At 69.4% G+C, this 20,610-nt stretch carries 12 protein-coding genes; 8 read left to right on the forward strand and 4 right to left on the reverse strand.

The window, feature by feature from the left end:
• Both AB0P24_RS45820 and AB0P24_RS45825 read left to right on the forward strand, forming a co-directional pair.
• Positions 1–196 (forward strand): DUF475 domain-containing protein (locus AB0P24_RS45820; RefSeq protein WP_365805082.1); only part of this gene is annotated, 196 nt, incomplete at its 5' end.
• 118 nt (positions 197–314) lie between these two features.
• Positions 315–1,049, forward strand: a complete 735-nt coding sequence (locus tag AB0P24_RS45825) for a Tellurium resistance (RefSeq protein ID WP_365805101.1) — start codon at positions 315–317, stop codon at positions 1,047–1,049.
• 117 nt (positions 1,050–1,166) lie between these two features.
• Here AB0P24_RS45825 and AB0P24_RS45830 read toward each other — a convergent pair whose 3' ends face one another.
• Positions 1,167–1,955, reverse strand: coding sequence for a TerD family protein (locus tag AB0P24_RS45830; protein WP_365805084.1), 789 nt, complete (start codon positions 1,953–1,955; stop codon positions 1,167–1,169).
• Between the two features lie 176 nt (positions 1,956–2,131).
• Between AB0P24_RS45830 and AB0P24_RS45835 the strand changes: the two genes are divergently transcribed.
• Genes AB0P24_RS45835 through AB0P24_RS45845 form a run of 3 tightly spaced genes read left to right on the forward strand, consistent with a single transcriptional unit; the run spans position 2,132 to position 6,743 of the window.
• Positions 2,132–3,304, forward strand: a complete 1,173-nt coding sequence (locus tag AB0P24_RS45835) for an HpcH/HpaI aldolase/citrate lyase family protein (RefSeq protein ID WP_365805086.1) — start codon at positions 2,132–2,134, stop codon at positions 3,302–3,304.
• 29 nt (positions 3,305–3,333) lie between these two features.
• Positions 3,334–5,931 (forward strand): phosphoribosyltransferase, encoded by a 2,598-nt coding sequence (locus AB0P24_RS45840; protein ID WP_365805088.1) that lies wholly within the window; start codon positions 3,334–3,336, stop codon positions 5,929–5,931.
• Entirely contained in the window at positions 5,931–6,743 is an 813-nt protein-coding gene (locus AB0P24_RS45845) for an HAD family hydrolase (protein ID WP_365805090.1), read from the forward strand. Before AB0P24_RS45840 ends, AB0P24_RS45845 begins: the two co-directional genes overlap by 1 nt.
• An 85-nt stretch (positions 6,744–6,828) precedes the next feature.
• Here AB0P24_RS45845 and AB0P24_RS45850 read toward each other — a convergent pair whose 3' ends face one another.
• The 3 genes from AB0P24_RS45850 to AB0P24_RS45860 all read right to left on the reverse strand — a co-directional run bounded on the left by AB0P24_RS45850 (position 6,829) and on the right by AB0P24_RS45860 (position 10,662).
• On the reverse strand, positions 6,829–8,100 hold the full coding sequence (locus AB0P24_RS45850) for an acyltransferase (protein WP_365805092.1): 1,272 nt from the start codon (positions 8,098–8,100) through the stop codon (positions 6,829–6,831).
• Positions 8,097–10,154, reverse strand: a complete 2,058-nt coding sequence (locus AB0P24_RS45855) for a bifunctional polysaccharide deacetylase/glycosyltransferase family 2 protein (protein WP_365805103.1) — start codon at positions 10,152–10,154, stop codon at positions 8,097–8,099. Before AB0P24_RS45855 ends, AB0P24_RS45850 begins: the two co-directional genes overlap by 4 nt.
• Before the next feature lie 142 nt (positions 10,155–10,296).
• On the reverse strand, positions 10,297–10,662 hold the full coding sequence (locus AB0P24_RS45860) for a hypothetical protein (protein ID WP_365805094.1): 366 nt from the start codon (positions 10,660–10,662) through the stop codon (positions 10,297–10,299).
• 212 nt (positions 10,663–10,874) lie between these two features.
• Here AB0P24_RS45860 and AB0P24_RS45865 point away from each other — a divergent pair, with 212 nt between their 5' ends.
• From AB0P24_RS45865 to AB0P24_RS45875, 3 genes are all read left to right on the forward strand, one after another.
• Positions 10,875–11,885, forward strand: coding sequence for a glycosyl hydrolase (locus AB0P24_RS45865; RefSeq protein WP_365805096.1), 1,011 nt, complete (start codon positions 10,875–10,877; stop codon positions 11,883–11,885).
• Positions 11,886–11,994: 109 nt separating this feature from the next.
• Complete coding sequence (locus AB0P24_RS45870) at positions 11,995–13,593, forward strand: PQQ-binding-like beta-propeller repeat protein (RefSeq protein ID WP_365805098.1); 1,599 nt, start codon at positions 11,995–11,997, stop codon at positions 13,591–13,593.
• Between the two features lie 1,080 nt (positions 13,594–14,673).
• On the forward strand, positions 14,674–20,517 hold the full coding sequence (locus AB0P24_RS45875) for an RHS repeat-associated core domain-containing protein (protein WP_365805099.1): 5,844 nt from the start codon (positions 14,674–14,676) through the stop codon (positions 20,515–20,517).
• Positions 20,518–20,610: the final 93 nt, after the last annotated feature.

The raw sequence follows: 20,610 nt of genomic DNA on the forward strand, positions 1-20,610 counted from the left end.
CTACGCGATCGGCGCGCTGGCCGTGATCCTGATGGTCACCATCCAGTACGAGATCAACGAGGTCATCACCGGTCTCGTCGGCGTCGTCCTGATCGGCTGGTCGTTCTGGTCCTCCGTACGGCGCAACCAGCGTCTTGCGGAGGCCGAGGGAAAAGCGGGCTCGGACGACAAGGCTGAGGTCTCGTCCGGGGTCTGAACCGGCTCGCGGGCCGAAAACGGAGGGTGTGACGCCCTCCTCGACGAGGAACGCTCTGATGGGGGCGGCCGACCGGTCGGCCGCCCCCAGGCGTTGGCAGGAGCTACTGGGGGCGGGAATGGGTTTCTTCGACGGGCTGCTGGGCGGGAAGGCGGCCGAGTTCGACTCGGGCAGCGCCGCGTCCAACGCCATCGAGCTCACCAGGCGGCACCAGCAGGTGTCCCTCACCAAGCAGGGCGCGGCCACCGGCAACCTGCGGATCAACCTGAGCTGGCGGATGCGGACGTCCGACTTCGACAGCGAACAGCGCAAGAGTCTGCTGCGCCACCCCTTCAAGGCGCTCAGGCCGCCGGAGGTGATCGGGCACGGGCAGAGCATGGTCAACGTCGACCTCGACCTCGGGGCGCTGTACGAGCTGGCCGACGGGGCGAAGGGGGTCGTCCAGCCGCTCGGCGGCCTGCTCGGGGACGTGAACGCACCGCCGTACGTCAAGCTCAGCGGCGACGACCGGTTCGGGTCGGCGTCCGGCGAGACGATGTACATCAACCTCGATCACCGGGACGACATCAAGCGGCTGCTGGTGTTCGTGTACATCTACGACCAGACGCCGGCGTTCGACCGCACCCACGCCGTCGTCACGCTGTACCCGAGCAACGGTCCGCGCATCGAGATCGGCCTCGACGAACGGCATCCGCAGGCCCGGTCCTGTGCCGTGGTGATGATCGAGAACGTGAAGGGGGAACTGGTCGTCCGGCGCGAGGTGAAGTTCGTGTACGGGTTCCAGGGGGAGCTGGACCGGTTGTACGGGTGGGGGCTGCAGTGGGGGCGCGGGTACAAGACGGCGGAGCGTTAGCCCGCCCACCGGGGCGGGGCGTGCGGTGCGCCGGCGGGTGCGGCGCCGTCGTGGCTTGCCGCGCCCACGCGGCGGAGCCGCACAGTGACACGGCCCCGCGCCCCAGAAAACACCCAGCTAGCGCCCGATGAACTGCGGGCCCTGCGGAGGCAGCCGGAAGTCCGGGTTCGGGACCGTCGCCACCGGGATCGGGGCCGGCGGGGGATAGCCGTAGCCCGACTGCGGCCGCTGCTGCTGGGTGTAGGCGGGCTGCGGATAGCCGTAGGTCGACGGCTGGGGGTAGCCGTACGCCGGCTGGGCGGGTACCGAGGTCGGCTGCTCGGGCGGGAGCGGCATGGAGGCCGACGGTTCCTCCGGCGGTTCCGATTCGTCCACCGAGATGCCGAAGTCCGTGGCCAGGCCCTTCAGGCCGTTGCTGTAGCCCTCGCCGAGCGCGCGGAACTTCCAGCCCTCGCCCCTGCGGTACAGCTCGCCGCAGATCAGGGCCGTCTCGGCGCCGGTCTCCGGCTTGATGTCGAAGTGGGCCAGCGCCTCGGCGTCGGGCGACGCGGCGTCGTACAGCAGGATGCGCAGCGCGGGTACGTGTTCGAACGGGACACCGTCCGCCGATGCCACCAGGAGGATTCGGCCCACGGTGGGCTCGACACCGGGGAGATCTGTCTGGATGGTGTCGGTGAGGCCCTCGGCCACCCGTTTCTTGCCGAGCCGCCAGACCTTCCCGGAGGGGTGCCGGGGCTGGTTGTAGAAGACGAAGTCCTCGTCGGATCGCACACGTCCGTCGGGGCCGAGGAGCAGCGCCGAGGCGTCGACGTCCGGGACTCCCTGTCCCGGCGTCCAGCGCAGCACCGCCCGGACCGTGGTGGCTTCCACCGGGACGTTCGACCCCTTCAGCATCGCGCGCGTCATGCGGTCATCCTGCCCTCTCGGTCCTGGTCACGACAACGTGGGGGGCCTCGCGACCGACATGGGCGGGTTACCTGAAATTCATGCCCGGCGGGAACCTCCGACATGGCTTTGTACGTACTATTACCGGCCACCCTTTACCAATTTCACAGGCTCGGCCCACGCCACGGGGGAGTTCTATGCGTCATTTCGGGCACATCGCACCTGAGGTGCGGCAGCGCCTCTTCCACCAGGAGCCGTGCGAGTTCACCGCCGACTCCCCGGCGCGGCTGCTCTCCGCGGCCCTGGGCGCCACGCTGTACAGCCCGGCCACCCGGCCGCGGCTCGCCGACGACATCGTCAAGCAGGCGGGTCTCGGCGTGGTCTCGATGGTGCTGTGCCTGGAGGACTCCATCGGCGACGAGGACGTGGTGGCCGGCGAGGAGAACCTCGTCCGGCAGTTCGCCGACCTGGCCGGGCGGGAGCGGGCGGGCGTGCGGCTTCCGCTGCTCTTCATCCGGGTGCGGGAGCCCGAGCAGATCTCCGACCTGGTACGACGGCTGGGCGCCAGCGTGTCGCTGCTCTCCGGGTTCGTGTTCCCGAAGTTCACCGAGGAGCGCGGCATCCCCTTCCTGCAGGCCCTGGACGGCGCCGCGCTGCACAGCGGGCGCCGGCTGTTCGGGATGCCGGTGCTGGAGACCCCCGAGCTGATGTACCGGGAGACGCGGGTGGAGGCCCTGGAGGGCATCGCCCGCGCCGTCGACAAGTACCGCGACAGGGTGCTGGCGCTGCGCCTCGGCGTGACCGACTTCTGCTCGTCCTACGGGCTGCGGCGGGCCCCCGACATGACCGCCTACGACGTGCAGATCATCGCCTCCGTCATCGCCGACGTGGTGAACATGCTGGGCCGGGCCGACGGCACCGGGTTCACGGTGACCGGCCCGGTGTGGGAGTACTTCCGGGTTCCCGAGCGCATGTTCAAGCCGATGCTGCGGACCAGCCCCTTCCTGGAGGGGCAGGCCGTGGAACTGCGCAACCGGCTCATCGAGCACGCCATGGACGGCCTGCTGAGAGAGATCTCCCTCGATCAGGCCAACGGGCTGCTCGGCAAGACCTGCATCCACCCGTCCCACGTCATCCCCGTGCACGCGCTGTCCGTGGTCAGTCACGAGGAGTTCTCCGACGCCCAGGACATCCTGCGGCCGGAACGGGGCGGCGGGGGTGTACTTCGCTCGGCCTACACGAACAAGATGAACGAGGTGAAGCCGCACCGCGCCTGGGCCGAGCGGACCATGCTCCGCGCCGAGGTGTTCGGCGTGGCCAACGAGGACGTCGGCTTCGTGGAGCTGCTCGCCGCCGGGATACCGGGTTGACGGGCTCTAGGGGACGACACAGGGAACGCATGAACATCGCAGCGAACAACGGGGACTGGTCCGGCAGCTGGGTCGCCGAGCGGCTCGGCGTCGAACTCGTGGGCGACGACGGCCTGACGGCCCTCCTCGGCCTCGCCCTGCGCCGCAACCCCAGACGAGCCCACCTGCTGGTCTCCAACGTGCTCGGCAAGCACGTACCGCAGTCGCCGTCGGTGGTGTACGGGCATGGCTTCGCCCTCGGCCGACGGGTCCGTGACCTGCTCGGCGAGCGGGAGGCGGCGCGGGCGGTGGTCGTCGGCTACGCCGAGACGGCGACCGGCCTCGGCCACTCCGTCGCCGACGGCATCGGCCTCGCCCCCTACCTGCACTCCACCCGCCGCCCGGTCCCCGGGCTGACCCCGGCCGGCGGCTTCGAGGAGTCCCACTCCCACGCCACGTCCCACCTGCTGCTGCCGGAGGACCCCGCACTGCTCGCCGCCGACGGGCCGCTGGTCCTGGTCGACGACGAGTTCTCCACCGGCAACACGGTCCTGAACACGATCCGGGACCTGCACGCCCGTTACCCACGGAAGCGGTACGTCGTGGTGGCTCTGGTGGACATGCGGTCGCGGGAGGATGCGGGGCGCCTGGCGGATTTTGCCGGTGAGATCGGCGCCCGGGTGGACCTGGTGGCGGCGGCGTCGGGGACCGTACGTCTGCCGGAGGGCGTGCTGGAGAAGGGACAGGAGCTGGTCGCGCGGTACGAGGAGAGTGCCGCGACAGGCGATTCGTCGTCCGCGGCCGTGTCGGGGCCGGCCGCGCAGTTCCCCGCGCCCCCAGGGGGTTCAGGGCAACCCCCTCAAGGGGCGCGGGGCTGTGTCGAACCTGCGGCTACCGCCGCGTGGGCGCGACCAGCCCCCACCCACCCGCACCTCACCGGCAACCGCACCACCCCCCACCTCTCCCGCATCGACCTGCACTGGCCGCACGGCCTCCCCGACGGCGGACGGCACGGCTTCACCCCGGCCCACCGCATACGCCTGGAGTCGGCCCTTCCCCTCATGGCCGCGAGGCTCGCCGAAGCGCTCCCCCCCGACGCCCGCCGCGTGCTCACCCTCGGCTTCGAAGAGCTGATGTACGCCCCCCTCCGCATCGCCCGCGAGCTGGAAGCGCTGGTCGCCGCCGAGGTGCGGTACTCCACCACCACCCGCTCACCCGTCCTGGCCGTCGACGACCCCGGCTACGCCATCCGCAGCCGCCTCGTCTTCCCGGCCCACGACAACCCGGCCGACGGCCCCGGCGAGCGCTACGCGTACAACGTGGCCGGCGCCGGCTTCGACGCCGTCGTCCTGTTCGTCGACTCGGCCGGCGACACCCCCGAGCTGCACGCCCCCGACGGCCTGCTGGACCGGCTCGGCGCGCATGCCCCGCACGTCCTGCTCGCGGTTGTACCGTCGTACGTCCCCGCGCTGACCGAAGAGAGCCCCGCCATGCTGCCCGAGCCCCTCCGCGGCCCCGCCTTCTCCTCGTACCCGGCGGAGGACGTCGGCTGGCTGCTCCAGGACCTCTCGGACGTCACGCTGGAGGCACCGACCGAGGAGCGCGAGGAGGCGATCCAGAGCGGCGGCGCGCACTACGCCGAGTCGCTGCCGGTGGAGTACCAGCCCAGCGACCAGTACCAGGCCCTCTTCCACGCGGCCCTGGAGACCTCCGCGGCGCGGCTCGCCGAGGCGGTCGGGGTGGTCACCGAGACCGTGCTGGCCGAGCGGTCACCGCGGCCGGTGCTGGTGTCACTGGCGCGGGCCGGCACCCCGGTGGGCGTGCTGATGCGCCGCTGGGCGCGGTTCCGCTACGGCCTCGACCTGCCGCACTACGCGGTGTCGATCGTGCGCGGCCGCGGCATCGACGCGAACGCGCTGCGCTGGCTGGCCGCCCACCACGACCCGCGGGACGTCGTCTTCGTGGACGGCTGGACCGGAAAGGGCGCGATCACCCGGGAACTCGCGGACGCCGTCGAGGAGTTCGAAAAGCGCTCGGGCGTCTCCGGCTTCGACCCGGAGATCGCGGTGCTGGCCGACCCCGGGTCGTGCGTGCGGACGTACGGCACCCGGGAGGACTTCCTGATCCCCTCCGCGTGCCTGAACTCGACCGTCTCCGGGCTGATCTCGCGGACCGTGCTGCGGGCCGACCTGGTCGGGCCGGACGACTTCCACGGCGCGAAGTTCTACCGCGAGCTGGCCGGGGCCGATGTGTCGGTGGCCTTCCTCGACGCGGTCGCCGCGCGGTTCGCGGAGGTCGTGGAGGCGGTGGACGCGGCCGTGAAGGAGCTGGCCGTCGCCGACCGCACGCCCACCTGGGTGGGCTGGGCGGCCGTGGAGCGGATCAGCGAGGAGTACGGCATCCACGACGTGAACCTCGTCAAGCCGGGCGTCGGCGAGACCACCCGGGTGCTGCTGCGCCGGGTGCCCTGGAAGATCCTGGCGCGGGCCGGGGCGGGGGCTGACCTGGATCATGTGCGGCTCCTTGCGGAGCAGCGCGGCGTGCCGGTGGAGGAGGTCGGCGAACTGCCGTACACCTGTGTCGGGCTGATCCACCCCAAGTACACGCGTGGGGCGACCGGCGCCGACGGCAGGGCGGTGAACGTCTGATGGCGGTGCTCGTCGCGAGCGACCTCGACCGTACGCTCATCTACTCCTCGGGTGCCCTGGCGCTGACCATGCCGGACGTGCGGGCGCCCCGGCTGCTCTGTGTCGAGGTGCACGAGGCCAGGCCCCTGTCGTACATGACGGAGACGGCCGCGCAGTTGCTGACCGAACTGGGGGACGCGGCCGTCTTCGTGCCGACGACGACCCGGACCCGTAAGCAGTACGAGCGGATCAACCTGCCGGGGCCCCCGCCGAGGTACGCCATCTGTGCCAACGGCGGGCATCTGCTGGTCGACGGGGTGTCCGACGCGGACTGGCACGGGCGGGTGCTGGCGCGGCTGGCCGACGAGTGCGCCCCGCTGGAGGAGGTGCGGGCGTACCTGACGGAGCACGCCGACCCGCTGTGGCTGCGCAAGCACCGGGTCGCCGAGGACCTGTTCGCCTACCTGGTCGTGGAGCGGGAGCTGCTGCCCGAGGAGTGGGTGAAGAGCCTCGCGGTGTGGGCGGAGAACCGTGGCTGGACGGTGTCGTTGCAGGGACGGAAGATCTACGCCGTGCCGAAGCCGCTGACCAAGAGCGCGGCCATGCGGGAGGTCGCGCGCAGGTCCGGGGCCGAGCTGACGCTGGCCGCCGGTGACTCGCTGCTGGACGCCGACCTGTTGCTCGCCGCGGACCGTGGCTGGCGGCCGGGGCACGGGGAGCTGGCCGACGCCGGGTGGACCGGGCCGGCCATCAGCGCGTTGCCGGAGCGGGGGGTGCTCGCCGGTGAGCGAGTGCTGCGGGAGTTCCTCAAGGCGGTCAGGACGGCGGGCTGAGCGGGGAGCGGTCCGCGAGCCCCACTTGCCCGGAGACGGCGCGTTTGACGATGCGGCGGCTGACCCGCGACCTGACCAAGCACCACTAGCGTCTGCGCCTGCGTCCCTTGGAGCGGCGGGGGTACGGGAAGAGGCGTGGGCGGCGTCTGGCCGCTACGTCCTCGATCCAGCCGAAGAGGACGATGGCCAGACAGATCAGGGGTACGGCGAGGAGCAGTGGTGTCCACTGGCTCGACAGCAGCCACTGGGCGTGGTCGTAGAAGAAGGTGTTGCTCCACAGGGGGTCGATCAGGGGCTCGGTCAGGACCAGGGCGAAGGAGTGCCACAAGTAGACGGTGACAGCACGGGAGTTGAGGAGGCTGATGACACCGTTGAAGCGTTCCAGCGGCTTGGGCCACTGTTCCCAGGAGGGGCTCAGGTGGAGTAGCAGCAGCACCGCGCCGAACGACCAGATCGCCTGGGCGACCGGTACCGCCTCCAGGTCGTGCCCGATCCGGGGGTTGTCCACCGGCGACCGCAGCAGCCACCAAAAGCCGAACATGAGTATCAGCGGAGCGATGGACGGCACGACGTACTGCGGGATCTTGCGGAGCAGTCCCTCCTGGTGGGCCATGCCGAGCAGCCAGCAGGAGCCGAAGGTGGTGAAGTCGGTGGCGGCCTCCATCAGCCGGCCGGACTGGTCGACCACGCCGGAGTTGATGAAGAACGCGAGCGCCAGCGGCATCAGGAGGGTGACCCAGGGCAGCTTCCGCATCGCCTTGAGCATGAGCGGCGACAGCAGTACGTACCAGAGGTAGGCACGCAGATACCACAGCGGTACGGAGATCTGCTCGGCCCAGGAGGCAGGCAGGTGCCCGCCGAAGGTGTGCAGCGAGGCTCCGAACGGCGGCTCGCTGAGCGGCAGGACCCAGAAGGCCAGCTCGCCCCACCACCAGCGGGGGTGGTGGTTGTAGTGCGGGCCCCAGCCCTCCAGGATCATCAGCGGCACCACGACCGCGCCGAACAGCCACATCGGCGGCAGCAGTCGGCGTAGCCGGCCGCGGATCACGCTCAGCGCCGGTCTGTTGAGGGACCGCACCATCAGCGACCCGGCCAGCGCGAACATGATCCCCATGGAGGGGAAGATGATCGGCAGCCAGGTCCAGCTGAAGTTGTGGTAGACAACCACGCGGACCAGGGCGAGCGCCCGCAGCAGGTCGAGGTAGCGGTCGCGGCCGGGCTTGCGCGCGGTTGCCGGGGCCGCCTCCTCCGGCTCCGCGCCGCGCAGCGCGGGGAACGCTCCGGGGTCCAGGACTCTCAGTGCCAGGGTCTCTGACGAATCGTGGACGTCGCGGGCACCCCGTTCCGCCGTACTCATGAAGACATCTCCCCTGCTGTGACGTCGAGCCCCACCTCGCCGGTGCGCTTCAGCTTCTGCCAGCGCAGCCGTCCCCCGGTCAGAGCGGTGATGGCGGATTGCAGCAGCACCATGTACATGAGCACCCTGTAGACCACCTGCTGAGCGGGCAGCGTGATCAGATGCCACGACTTCTCTCTGTCCAGACGGAAGGACCACCAGGCGCAGACGGCCTGCAGGGCCATCACCGCGAACCACGCCGCCAGGGTCTTGTACGCGTCGACGAAGATCACGCCGTAGACCAGGCCGATGTCGAAGGCAGGTGCGAGCAGCGGGGTGACCACCATGAACAGGGAGACGAATGGCAGCCCCACCCGGCCGAAGCGGCCGGCCGGGCCCCGCTCCAGCACCGCGTGCCGGTGCTTCCACATCGCTTGCATGGTGCCGTAGCTCCAGCGGTACCGCTGCGACCACAGCTGCTTCATGCTGACGGGCGCCTCGGTCCAGGCGCGGGCGTCCTCGGCGTAGACGACCTTCCAGCCGGCCCTGTGCAGGGCCATGGTCACGTCGGTGTCCTCGGCGAGCGTGTCGTCGCTCACGCCGCCCGCCTGCTGGAGTGCGGTACGGCGGAAAGCGCCGACGGCGCCGGGGATGGTCGGCATGCAGTTGAGCACGTCGTACATCCGGCGGTCGAGGTTGAAACCCATCACGTATTCGAGGTGCTGCCAGGCCCCGATCAGCGAGTCGCGGTTGCCGACCTTGGCGTTGCCGGCCACGGCGCCGACGCGCGGGTCGGCGAAGGGCTGCACCAACTCCCGGACGGTGGCGGGTTCGAAGACCGTGTCGCCGTCCATCATGACGATGAGGTCGTGCGACGCGGCGGCCACACCGGTGTTGAGGGCGGCCGGCTTTCCTCCGTTGGGCTGGCGGATCAGCCGGACCATCGGCAGGTCGAGCTCCTCCACGATGGCGGCCGTGTCGTCGCTCGATCCGTCGTCGACCACGATCACTTCGATGGGGTGGTCGCTTCTGGCCAGGGAGAGCAGGGTGTTGGTGATGCACTCCTGCTCGTTGTACGCGGGCACCACCACGGTGACCGGTTCGATGACCGGGGCACCCCAGGAGAAACCTTTCTTCCGCACGCGCCGCACATGGATGGTGGAGAGCACCAGCATCAGCGCGAACCGTGCCATGACCAGCACACCGACGACCGCGAGCAGGCCGACCAGCCACGGCATCAGGCCCACCGAGAAGGTGGTGCACCACAGGAACGCCTTGGCGAGCCACAGGCTGTAGCCGCTGACCTTGGTGTTGGCGGAGCCGGAGCCGATCGCCTCGCCGGTGGTCTTGAAGGCGTAGCCCTGGGCCTTGAGCTTGTCGATGATGACTGGCAGTGCGGCCAGCGTCTGCGAGCGGTTGCCGCCCGCGTCGTGCAGCAGGACCATCTCGCCCTGGCCCGGGAGGTCGGGCATGGCCGCCTTGACTATGGAGTCGACGCCGGGGCGCTTCCAGTCCTCGGTGTCCTTGTTGATGAAGGTGGTTAGGTACCCCTCCGAGCCGGCCTGCTTGGTCACCGGCCACGACCAGTCGTCCAGCGCGTCCGCGGTGGAGGAGTAGGGCGGGCGGAACAGGCTGGAGTGGATGCCTGCGACACCGGCCAGCGCGAGCTGGGTCTCACTCAGCTCCCAGGTGAGCCGGGTGCCGGAGTGCAGCGCGAGGTCGGGGTGGGTGAAGGTGTGCAGCCCGATCTCGTGGCCGTCGGCCACGATCCGCCGGATCAGTGCCGGGTTGCGGGTGACCATCGAGCCGGTGACGAAGAAGTCCGCGTGGACGTTCTTGGCCTCCAGCACCTTGAGGATCTTCGGCGTCCACTCGGGGGACGGCCCGTCGTCGAAGGAGAGGACGACCGTCTTGTCCGGGATCGTGTAGCTGACCGGCTCGCTGTTCTTGTCGCCGCGCGCGTCGACGACCGGGCCGCCCTCCAGCACGCTGGTGGGGACGGTGCCCTTGTCCACCGAGACGGCGATGCGCTCGTCGTGGAAGACCTCGTTGTTCGCCATGCCCCGGAGCACCATCAGCGCGAGCAGCGTCGCCAGCACGGTGATCGGCAGGAAGAAACGCAAGGGGGGCGCGGCGAGCCGGCGCGGCCGCGCGAGGGACTGCCGTGAGTGCTGACGGCGGGAGCGGGACATGGACTTCCTGGTCGGTCGCGTCTGGCTACTGCGCGGCGGCGGTCACGGGGCTCGACGCCGTCGTGCCGTCCACCGGTGTCGCGATGCCTGACCCGGTGGCGTCGGGGGTGGCTGCGGTGGCGGTGGTGCTGCCGGCGGAACCGGCGACGCCGGGAGCCGCGGGCACCGGCGCGTTGAGGTACTGGCTGGGCGGTGTGGTGTCCGCGGTGCCCGGGACGCGGAGCGCGGGCGCCCGCGACTGGGTCCCGACCAGGCCGGAGATCATCGCCACCACGAACCCGGTGCAGATGACACCGACCAGCCAGCCGAGACCGCGCAGACGGCGGCCGCGCTGACCGGTCTGGTCCACAAAGACGGGAGCTGGCTCGACCTCCGTGGAGCTACTGGTCATCGGAAGCCTTGAGCCTTCCTCATGGGGCGATTGCCGGTTCGGCGCCGCCGAAAGCAGTGAGTGCAGAAAAGCAACAAATACGAGAGATAACGGACATGGTCCGTTCCGCCCCGATCATGCATCTAGACTAATATGCAGATTCCGTGAATGTCACGCGGGTCTCGTAGAGGTTCGGTGACTCGGCTTGCTTCTTGCCCGATGGGACCTGATGCATGATGACAACCCGCCGCCGCGGCCGCCTTTCGGCCGCCGCGGCCCTCATGGCCGCCGTCGCCTTCCTGGTGGGCGCCTGCGGCGGAGCGGGAAGCGGAAGCAGCGCCGCAGCGGTCACGGCCACCGCCCCGGCCGCGCGCTTCAAGGTCTCATCCATGCTCAAGCCGTCCAGCCCCGCACTGGGCGTCATCGACGACAAGACTCCCTGGCAGTACGGAATCGTCACAAAGTTCACCAAGGAGGCGGGCCGGGCGCCCGACATCCGCGAGTACTACAGCAACTGGGGCGACGACTTCGACACGGAAGGCAATGCCTTCCTGTGGCAGCACAGCCGGCTGCCCATGATGGCGCTGGTGCCCTCCGACACGCCGCTCGCCGACATCGCCGCGGGCAGGGACGACGCCTACGTCCGTCATCTCGCGAACCAGATCGCCGCCTACGACGGGCCGCTGGCCCTCTCCTTCGCCGGCGAGATGAACGGCCCCTGGAACTCCTGGGGCCCCGAGCATGCCAAGCCCGCCGCCTTCGTCGCGGCCTGGAAGCGCGTGCATGACATCTTCACCGCACAAGGCGTCACCAATGTGATCTGGGTGTGGACTCCACACGTGGTCGACTCGGGCACCACCGCGAAACTGCGGCCCTACTACCCGGGTGACTCCTACGTCGACTGGGTCGGCCTCATCGGCTACTACGGACCCCTCGACGGCGTCGCGTTCTCCAGCCTGTTCACCCCAACCCTGCGCCAGATCTCGGACTTCTCCAGTAAGCCGGTGCTGATCGCGGAGACCGGGGTGGCGCAGAACAAGAGCAAGGAAGCGCACATCCGCGACCTCTTCCAGGGTGCCGCGAAGGCCGGCGTCATCGGGATCGTCTGGTACGACCAGCGCAAGGACTGGCCGGGCAGCAAGCAGTTGATGGACTGGCGGATCAGCTCCTCGGTGGGTGCGCTGGCCGCGTTCAAGGTGGAGTCGTCCCGGAGCGGCTTCGGCCACTCGTTCAAAGACGGTTGATCCCGCCCGATCGCGGGAGTTCGGGCCGCGGCCCGCGACAGACAGCACCTATCACGGCGCATCACTGCGGCTGGTACCTGCGGATGCCCGAACAGAAGAGAGTACGGAGATGACGACGCAATCGTCGCCGGGGCAGGGCCCTCCGCAGGAGGAGCAGGGCTGGGCGTTCCGGCCCCGCGGGTCGGCCGCCCGTCCGCAGCCATACGGGAACCAGTGGCGGCAGGCGGAGGCCGCCACGCCGAAGGACGCCCGGCCGTCCGCCGAACAGGCCCAGCGCGCGGTTTTCGCCCCCCGGTTCGACGCCCACGAGGCCGTGCGCGAGCCGGGTGGCCGAATACCTCCGCACACCTGGCACGGCGGCGAACCCGCGGACCAGGAGCGCGAGCAGCACTCGGAGGTGACCGCAGTCCTCGGACGGGAGTCCCTCCACTACCCCGAGCCGGTCGCCGCGCAGCCCTCCGCGGGCAGGGGCGGCAAAAGGCCCGGGAAGACCAGGCAGGCGGGCCGGACCGCACTCGTTCTCGCCGTCCTCGCCGCCGTAGGCGGCTCCGCCGCCGTCCTGCTCAAGCAGGAGGACGCCGTCGCCGTCGCCTCGAAGAACCTGACGCCGGTGTGGCAGATACCGGCGCTCGCCCACGACGACACACTCATCGGCAGCTGGTTCACCGGCAAGCTGCTCGTCCGGGCCGGCACCCGGGGCGGCCTGCGGGCCTACGACCTCACCGACGGCAGACAGCTGTGGAGCACCGCCTTCTCCGCGGCCGCCGCCAAGCGCGGCACGGTCCCCTGCGCGATGTCGCCGACACTGGGCGCCAAGGGCGTCGGCACGGTCGCCTTCGGCAAAGACGGCAGCACCTGCACCTGGCTGGCCGGCGTCAAGGCGTCCACCGGCAAGATCCTCTGGTCCATGCCGTTGACCAGCACCAGGCACCCGTCGACGATGACCGCCTCGACCTATGTGCAGGGCGACGTCGCCACCATCGTCAGCGAGAACTTCCTCGGCGGTGTGAACATTCGCACCGGCACCCGCGTGTGGGGCTACAAGCCCCGCGGCCGCTACTGCAACGCCTACGACTGGGGCACCGACGGCACCGTGCTGGTGGACGACTACTGCCTCGACAAGAAGACAAGGTTCACCCTCACCGCGTACGACGCGAAGACCGGGAAGGTGATCTGGCGGAAGACCGAGAGCGCCCACTCGGATGTCACACGCATCCTGTCCGGCTCACCGCTGGTCGCCGCCGTCCACACGGCCCGCCAGGATGCCGTGCGGGTCTTCGACGCCCATGGCGACGGCCGCAAGCTGGCCGTCGGCGATGACGAGCTCACCAGCGGCAACACCACCGAAGCCGACCACTCCGCCCGGCTCTACGGCACCGTCCTGGTCACCCCGGCCTCGGCCGCCGGCGGCACCGTCGTCGACGGCTTCGACACCACCACCGGCGCCAAACTCTGGACCCGCCCGTCCACCGCGCTCGCCGTCCCGGCGCCCGGCGGGGACGAGACGGTGTACGCCGTCACCACGTCCGGCTCCCCGCAGCTCATCACCATCGACCGGCGTACTGGGCGCACCACTCCGGTCGCGGGCCTGCCGAAGGGGAGCGGCAAATGGGACTTCACTGCCGGGACGGTGTACATCACCCCGGACGGCGGCGTGCTGGAACTCTGCTCCCTGGGGTCCAACGGCGGCGTGCGCTTCTACCGCTAGGTACCAAGGCCGTGAAGTCTGCGGCCGGGTGGGGGCGTCAAGGCGACCAGCACCCGACCGGGCACCGAACCTGAGGTTCCCCCGACATGGGGGGATAGGTGACAGAGGGCAGTCGGGTCTCACGAGAGGAGCCCGGACGATGCCTGCCCCGAGGAAATACCCGCTGGAGTTGCGTGAGCGTGCGGTTCGGATGTACCGGACCGCTGAGCCGAAAGCCCGTGATCCGCCGCATGGCGGAGGAACTCGGCGTGCACCACGAGGCCCGGCCGGGTGCGGGGTCATACTGTCCGACGCCGACACAGGCCGAAGTGATCGTGGCGCCGGCTGCATAGAGAACACGCCAATTCGCTGACGCCTCCTCACCGGATTCCACCGGAACACCCTTACCGAACCATGGCCTGACGATGGCCCGCCCTTGGTTTCGAGCGCGCACTTGTGACCCTGTGTCACTGAATGCTCGGACCTGATCGACGTCCGGTGTACAGAGGTGAGTCCGGTGCTTATTTTTGACTGCACTCGATCAGCCCGCTGGCCTGAAATGAGTATGGACTGTGAAGATCCCTGGCCTGTATCTCTTGGGCGATCATGGGCGCTCTCCGCGCCCGGACATCTCAGAGGAGTTTCGTGAGGACCAGTCGCACAGACCGCTTCCGCAAAAGACCCAACCGTAGATCTCTGCCGGCCTCGCCTGGGCAGCTGACGACGGCAACGGTCTTAGCGCTGCTGCTTGTCTCCGAAGCAGCCGTGACGCTCCTGACCACCGGGCAGGCCTTCGCCGTCCCCGTTCACAAGACACACACCACCTCGGCGGCGAAGTCCCGCTCCACCTCTGCCGGGCCGCTCTCGGCTCCTGACGCGGCGTCGGCATTCGCCACAGCCCGACTGCGTAAACGCAAGGTCGAGATCCTTGACCAACTTACTACCAGGACGACGACTTGGGCAAATCCGAACGGCTCGCTGACCACCCGGTCATATGCTGCGCCGATCCGCTTCAAGCGGGCTGGGAAATGGGTTGACGTAGATACAACCCTGCACACGGATGCCGAGGGCTCTGTCGCGCCCAAGGCCCAGCCAAATGGTTTGGTTCTCGCGCCCGGCGGCAAGAACGCCGTGCTTGCTGACATGGGTTCGGGCAGGCACCGGGTCGCGGTTGGCTGGAAGGGTACGCTTCCCAAGCCGTCCGTCAAGGGAACCACCGCCACCTACGCGAACGTCACGCCGGGCGCGGATGTGACCGTGCAGGCGACGCGGACCGGCTTCGAGGAGAACGTGATCCTCAAGTCGCGCCCCAAGGCCGGTTACTCGGTGACCATTCCGGTCTCCGCGAAGGGGCTGACGGCCAAGCAGCGCAAGAACGGCTCGATCACCTTCACCGATGCCCACCACAAGGTCGCCGGCACCATACCGGCGCCGGTGATGTGGGACGCGCAGGTCGACGCCAAGTCCCTGGAGCACCCGCACCGCGCCCGGGTGAAGATGACCATGTCCCAGTCCGGTGACACGGTGAATCTCACCCTGACTCCGGACGCGAGGTTCCTCGCCGACCCCAACACGCAGTACCCGGTCACGGTGGACCCCTCCACGAGCCTTTCCCCCCTGCTGGACACGTTCGTGGAGAACACCGACACGACCGCCGAGTACACGTCCACCGACCTCAAGCTGGGCACTTACGACAGCGGAACGGACGTCGCCCGCTCGTTCCTGGAGTTCCCGGTCCTCCAGCTCGACAACACGCTGATCCAGTCCTCGTCGCTGAATCTCTACGAGTACTGGTCCGGTGGCTGCGTCCAGTCTCCGTGGGAACTGTGGGAGTCCGGAGAGTCCTCCACGGACACGGTCTGGTCGAACCAGCCCGTCTGGAAGTCGAAGTACGCCACGACCTCCCAGACCAAGGGCTACTCCAGCGACTGCACCACCTCCAGCCCGGCCGGCTGGGTCTCCATCGACCCCTCGACCTTCCTCCAGTACGCCGGTGACAACGGCTACGACGTCGCCTACATGGGCCTGCGGGCGTCCGACGAGACGGACAGCAACAGCTGGAAGCGTTTCTACTCGGCCAACGCCTCCGCCAACGTGCCCTACCTGTCGGTGACCTACAACTCGTACCCGATGCCGTCCGCCCCCACGGTGGCGCCCGGTGTCTCCTCGGTCTCCGGCTCCACCACGACGCTCTTCACCAACACGACCACCCCGCAGCTCCAGTCGACCGTCACCGACGCCGACGGCGGCAACGTGATGGCCCAGTGGAACGTCTACGACACCACAGGTGGCGCCGACACCAAGGTCATTTCCAACCTGAACGGCAGCTGGACCGCCTCCGGAGGCATCTCCAGCGCCTCCGTCCCGTCCGGAACCCTGGTCAACGGCCACACCTACACCGCGTGGCCCTACGGGTACGACGGCTCCCTGTGGTCGCGTCAGACCGTTCCGAACGGACTGGTCTTCACGGTCGACACCACCAAGCCCGGCGCGCCGACGGTCGCCTCCACGGACTACCCCTCCGGCGGCTGGGCCAAGGGGGCCGGTCAGAGCGGCGCGTTCACCATCACCCCGCCCTCCGGCGGAACGGACACCTCCGGCGTCGTCTGGCAGCTCGACTCCGGTGCCCAGAACTCCGTGGCGACCACCGGCAGTGCCGTGAGCGTCAGCGTCACCCCGTCCGTGGACGGCCCGCACACCCTGACCGTCTCCACCCGCGACAACGCCGGCAACCTGTCCGCATCGACGGTCTACAGCTTCAACGCGGGCAACGGCGCTGTGACCTCGCCCACCGACGGCACCCGTACCGCGAGGCGTGTCACGCTGACCGCCGCCGCGGCGTCGTCGACGTGGCAGTCGGTGAAGTTCCAGTACCGGCGGTCCGCCACCGACAGCTGGACCACCATCCCGGTCGCCGACGTGACGTCCGGCGGCAACGCGGTGAGCAGTTGGCCGGTGGCCGTCACGAGCGGTGCCTCTTCCCCGCTCGTGTGGGACGTTTCCGGCACCTTGGGCGATGACGGCTCGGTCCAGGTCCGTGCCGAGTTCACGGACACCTCTTCGGCGAGCCACGACACCTCCGCCGTGACCGTCACCCTGGACCGCGCGGCCACCCAGACCGCCAGCGCCTCGGTCGGTCCGGGCACGCTCAACCTGTCGACCGGCAACTACACCCTGTCCGGCCCGGAAGTCTCTGCCTTCGGAATGTCGGTCGGCCAGACGCTCGACTCCCGCAGCCCCCAGGGAACCCCGCCGGCCGGTCAGACCGCGCCCTTCGGGCCCGGCTGGCAACTGGCGGGCGCTTCTGCGACGGCGCTGACGGACTTCACCGAGATCCGTCCGGTGACCTCCACCGCCGTGGAACTCGTCGGCTCGGCCGGCTCGCAGGTCTCGTTCACCAAGAACAGCAGCGGGTCCTGGACCCCGGAGCCCGGCGCCGAGGCGTACACACTCAGCTACAGCAGCTCCGCGGACACCTACACGCTGACCGACACCTCGGGAACGACGACGGTCTTCGCCAAGTCCTCCACCACGGCGGGAGTGTGGGCTGTCGCGTCGACGAGCCCGGCGGGCAGCGGCACCTCGGTGCGCTACCGCTTCGACTCCGTGACCAGCGGCGGCACCACCACGATGCGCCTTGCCCGGATGGCCGCGCCCACGTCCGCGATCTCCGACACCAACGCGTCCTGCCTCACCCCGGCGACGCCGGCAGTGGGCTGCCGGGTCCTGCAACTGAGCTACGCCACCGCAACCACCGCGACGGGCACGACCAGCGGAACGTTCGGCGACTACACCGGCCAGGTCAGCATGATCGTCATGTGGGCCACCGACCCGGCCACGGGTACCGAGACCTCCAAGACCATCGCCCAGTACGCGTACGACTCCACCGGCGCCCTCCGCCAGGAGTGGAACCCGCAGATCACGCCCAACCTCGTGACCGCGTACACCTACACCTCGGCCGGCCGGGTGGCCACGCTCACGCCTCCGGGCCAGCTCCCCTGGACGTTCGCCTACGGCACCGCGGGCACCAACGGCGACACCAACGCGGGACGCCTGCTGAGCGTCTCCCGCCCGACCCTCACCCCGGGCTCCGCGTCGTCAACCAACGGCACGGCGACCACCACCGTCGTCTACGACGTGCCCCTCACCACCTCGGCGGGCGGCCCCTACGGGATGGGCGCTTCGGATGTGGCCTCCTTGGCCCAGGCCGACGCGCCGACCGACGCGACAGCGGTCTTCCCGCCCGATCAGGTCCCCACCTCCAACACCGGATCCGGGAACCTCACGTCCAGCTCCTACACCCGCGCCGAGATCCACTACCTGGATGTCAACGGGCGCGAGTCCAACACCGCGACTCCCGGTGGGCACATCACCACTACCGACTTCGATGCTTTCGGGAACCCCGCTCGCCAGCTCAGCGCCGCCAACCGCGAACTCGCCCTGGCCGCGAGCACCAACACCGAGCTCAACGTGCTCGGACTGGCGGCGATGACCACCGCGCAGCGTGCCGCCCTGCTGTCCTCGGTGAACGTCCGCGACAGCAGCGGCCAGCTCCTGACCGACACCTACGGCCCGCTGCACCAGGTCACTCTGGAGCACGCGTTGGCCGCCTCGGGTACCAGCGCCGCCCGTACGGCCGGCTCCGTCGTCGCCGCGCGGACACACACCCACAACACCTACGACGAAGGCCGTCCCACCGACGGCTCCGCGAACGCGTCCGGCCTGGTGACCACCGCCGTCACCGGCAGCACCATCGCGGGCTACGCCACGGACGCGGACACGCGCACCACCAAGACCACCTACGACTGGACGCTGGGACAGCCGACCAAGACCACGGTCGACCCGTCAGGCCTGGCGATCACCACCGCGACGGGATACAACGCCGCCGGCAACGTCATCTCCAACTCCCAGCCCTCGTCCACCGGTTCCGACGCCGGCACCACCACGACCACCTACTACACCGCTACCGGAAGCAGTCCCTGCGGAGGCCACCCCGAGTGGGCCGACCTGGTCTGCCAGACCGCCCCCGCCGGCGCCGTCACGGGTGGTGGCTCCAACCCGAGCCAGCGGGCCACGACGACGACCACGTACAACCTGTACGGCTTGCCGAGCACGGTGACCCAGACCGCCAACGGCGTCACCCGTATCACCACCACCACCTACGACGCGGCAGGCCGCAAGAGCACGGTCGCGGTCTCCGGCGGTGTCGGCCAGGCTGTGCAGACGACGACCACGACATACAACACGAGCAGCGGCCAGCAGGCCAAGGTCTCCACGCCGGACGGCGCCTCGACCACCTGGACCTACGACCAACTCGGCCGTGGGATGTCGTCGACCGACGCGGACGGGAACACCGCCACCGTTCGGTACGACGCCCTGGACCGACCCACGCAGACCAGCGACACGGCGCCGTCGACCACCACCTACACCTACGACACCAGCAAGGACCCGCGCGGTGTGCCGACGACGCAGACCGACTCCAACGCCGGGGCCTTCAGCGCCACCTATGACGCCGATGGCAACGTGAGCACGGAGTCCCTGCCGGGATCGATCACCCTCAAGATCACCACGGACGAGACCGAACAGGCCACCTCCCGGGTCTACACCGACGCGAACGGGAACGTGCTGCTCTCCGACCAGGCGGGGTACTCCGGAACCGGGCTGGAGGTCAGCCGGGCCCAGTCCACCACCGGCGGCCTCGGCGTCAGCAACACGTACGCCTACGACGCCGCGAATCGCCTCTCGGACGTCAGCCAGACCGTCCTCACCACCAGCGCCACCACCGGCGCGACCAGTACCTGCACCACGCGGCACTACGCCTTCGACAAGGACTCCAACCGCACGGGTCTGACCACGGCCGTCGGCGCCGCCAAGGCGGCCTGCCCCACCAGTGGTGGAACCACGGTCAGTCACAGCTACGACAGCGCCGACCGTCTGGTCGACAGCGGCTACACCTACGACGCGCTCGGTCGTACGACCGTTGAGCCGAGTGGGACGACGACCGCGTACTACGCCAACGACCTGGCCTACCAGCAGACCTCCGGCACCAGCCGCGTCACCTGGCAGCTGGACCCCCTGGGCCGCAGCCGGTCCTACACGTCGGAGACCAACACATCCGGAAGCTGGACCCAGACCGCAGTCCGCACCAACCACTACGACGGAACCTCGGACTCGCCTTCCTGGACCAGCGAGAGCACGAGCGCGTACACGCGCAACGTCAGCGACATCGCCGGAGACCTCAGCGCCGTCTACTCGTCGGCGAAGGGCGACATCCTGCTGGAGCTCACCAATCTGCACGGTGACGTCAACATGGTGCTTCCCGTCAACGACAGCGCCACCCCGGTCCTGGTGATGGCGGCCGACGAGTACGGCAATCCGCTCACCGGTACCAGCACCTCGCGCTATGGCTGGCTCGGCGGCAAGCAGCGCTCCAGCGAGACGCCCTCCGGCGACCTTCTCATGGGCGCCCGCATGTACAACCCGTCACTCGGCCGCTTCCTTCAGACCGACCCGGTCTTCCAGGGATCGGCCACCGCCTACGACTACGTCAATCAGAACCCCACCACGGGCTACGACTTGGACGGCACCAGCAGTTGGGGCTACTGCGGCCACAACACCTATTTCAGGTGGTGTGACATCTACCTGAGTGAGCACCTGACCCAGGGGTTCATCGCCGCGCTCGGCTTGGGCTGGGCGATAGGGAATGCCTGTGCTCTTGCCGGTGTCGTTTCCGTTATCGGTGCACCAGCGGCAGCGGTGTGCGAGACGATCGGAATCGTTTACGGCATCGCAGGGGGCGCGCTTTTGTACATCGACTGGATGGGGGGCTACCGGGGGGTGAAGATTGAAGTGGACTTCCGCGCCAAGTGGAAGTGGTCCTGGTCCACGTTCAGCTATCATCGCGTAGGATGGACGCCCATCTTCGCGTACATCTGGCACCGGTAGTCAAGGGAGCCTGATCGGTGGCGGCTGCGACCAAGGCCTGACCGGGCGTCAGCTGGCCGGTGAGGATGCGGTGTTTGACCGCGTCCAGCACGA

Origin of the sequence: Streptomyces sp. NPDC086519, assembly GCF_040686075.1 — a bacterium.
GTDB classification, from domain to species: Bacteria; Actinomycetota; Actinomycetes; order Streptomycetales; family Streptomycetaceae; genus Streptomyces; species Streptomyces shenzhenensis.

What these genes read in the sequence shown, in the direction of transcription:
- AB0P24_RS45825 (WP_365805101.1), top strand. Translation starts at nt 315, where the DNA reads ATGGGTTTCTTCGACGGGCTGCTGGGCGGGAAGGCGGCCGAGTTCGAC.
- AB0P24_RS45830 (WP_365805084.1), bottom strand. Translation starts at nt 1,955, where the DNA reads ATGACGCGCGCGATGCTGAAGGGGTCGAACGTCCCGGTGGAAGCCACC.
- AB0P24_RS45835 (WP_365805086.1), top strand. Translation starts at nt 2,132, where the DNA reads ATGCGTCATTTCGGGCACATCGCACCTGAGGTGCGGCAGCGCCTCTTC.
- AB0P24_RS45840 (WP_365805088.1), top strand. Translation starts at nt 3,334, where the DNA reads ATGAACATCGCAGCGAACAACGGGGACTGGTCCGGCAGCTGGGTCGCC.
- AB0P24_RS45845 (WP_365805090.1), top strand. Translation starts at nt 5,931, where the DNA reads ATGGCGGTGCTCGTCGCGAGCGACCTCGACCGTACGCTCATCTACTCC.
- AB0P24_RS45850 (WP_365805092.1), bottom strand. Translation starts at nt 8,100, where the DNA reads ATGAGTACGGCGGAACGGGGTGCCCGCGACGTCCACGATTCGTCAGAG.
- AB0P24_RS45855 (WP_365805103.1), bottom strand. Translation starts at nt 10,154, where the DNA reads ATGGTGCTCCGGGGCATGGCGAACAACGAGGTCTTCCACGACGAGCGC.
- AB0P24_RS45860 (WP_365805094.1), bottom strand. Translation starts at nt 10,662, where the DNA reads ATGACCAGTAGCTCCACGGAGGTCGAGCCAGCTCCCGTCTTTGTGGAC.
- AB0P24_RS45865 (WP_365805096.1), top strand. Translation starts at nt 10,875, where the DNA reads ATGATGACAACCCGCCGCCGCGGCCGCCTTTCGGCCGCCGCGGCCCTC.
- AB0P24_RS45870 (WP_365805098.1), top strand. Translation starts at nt 11,995, where the DNA reads ATGACGACGCAATCGTCGCCGGGGCAGGGCCCTCCGCAGGAGGAGCAG.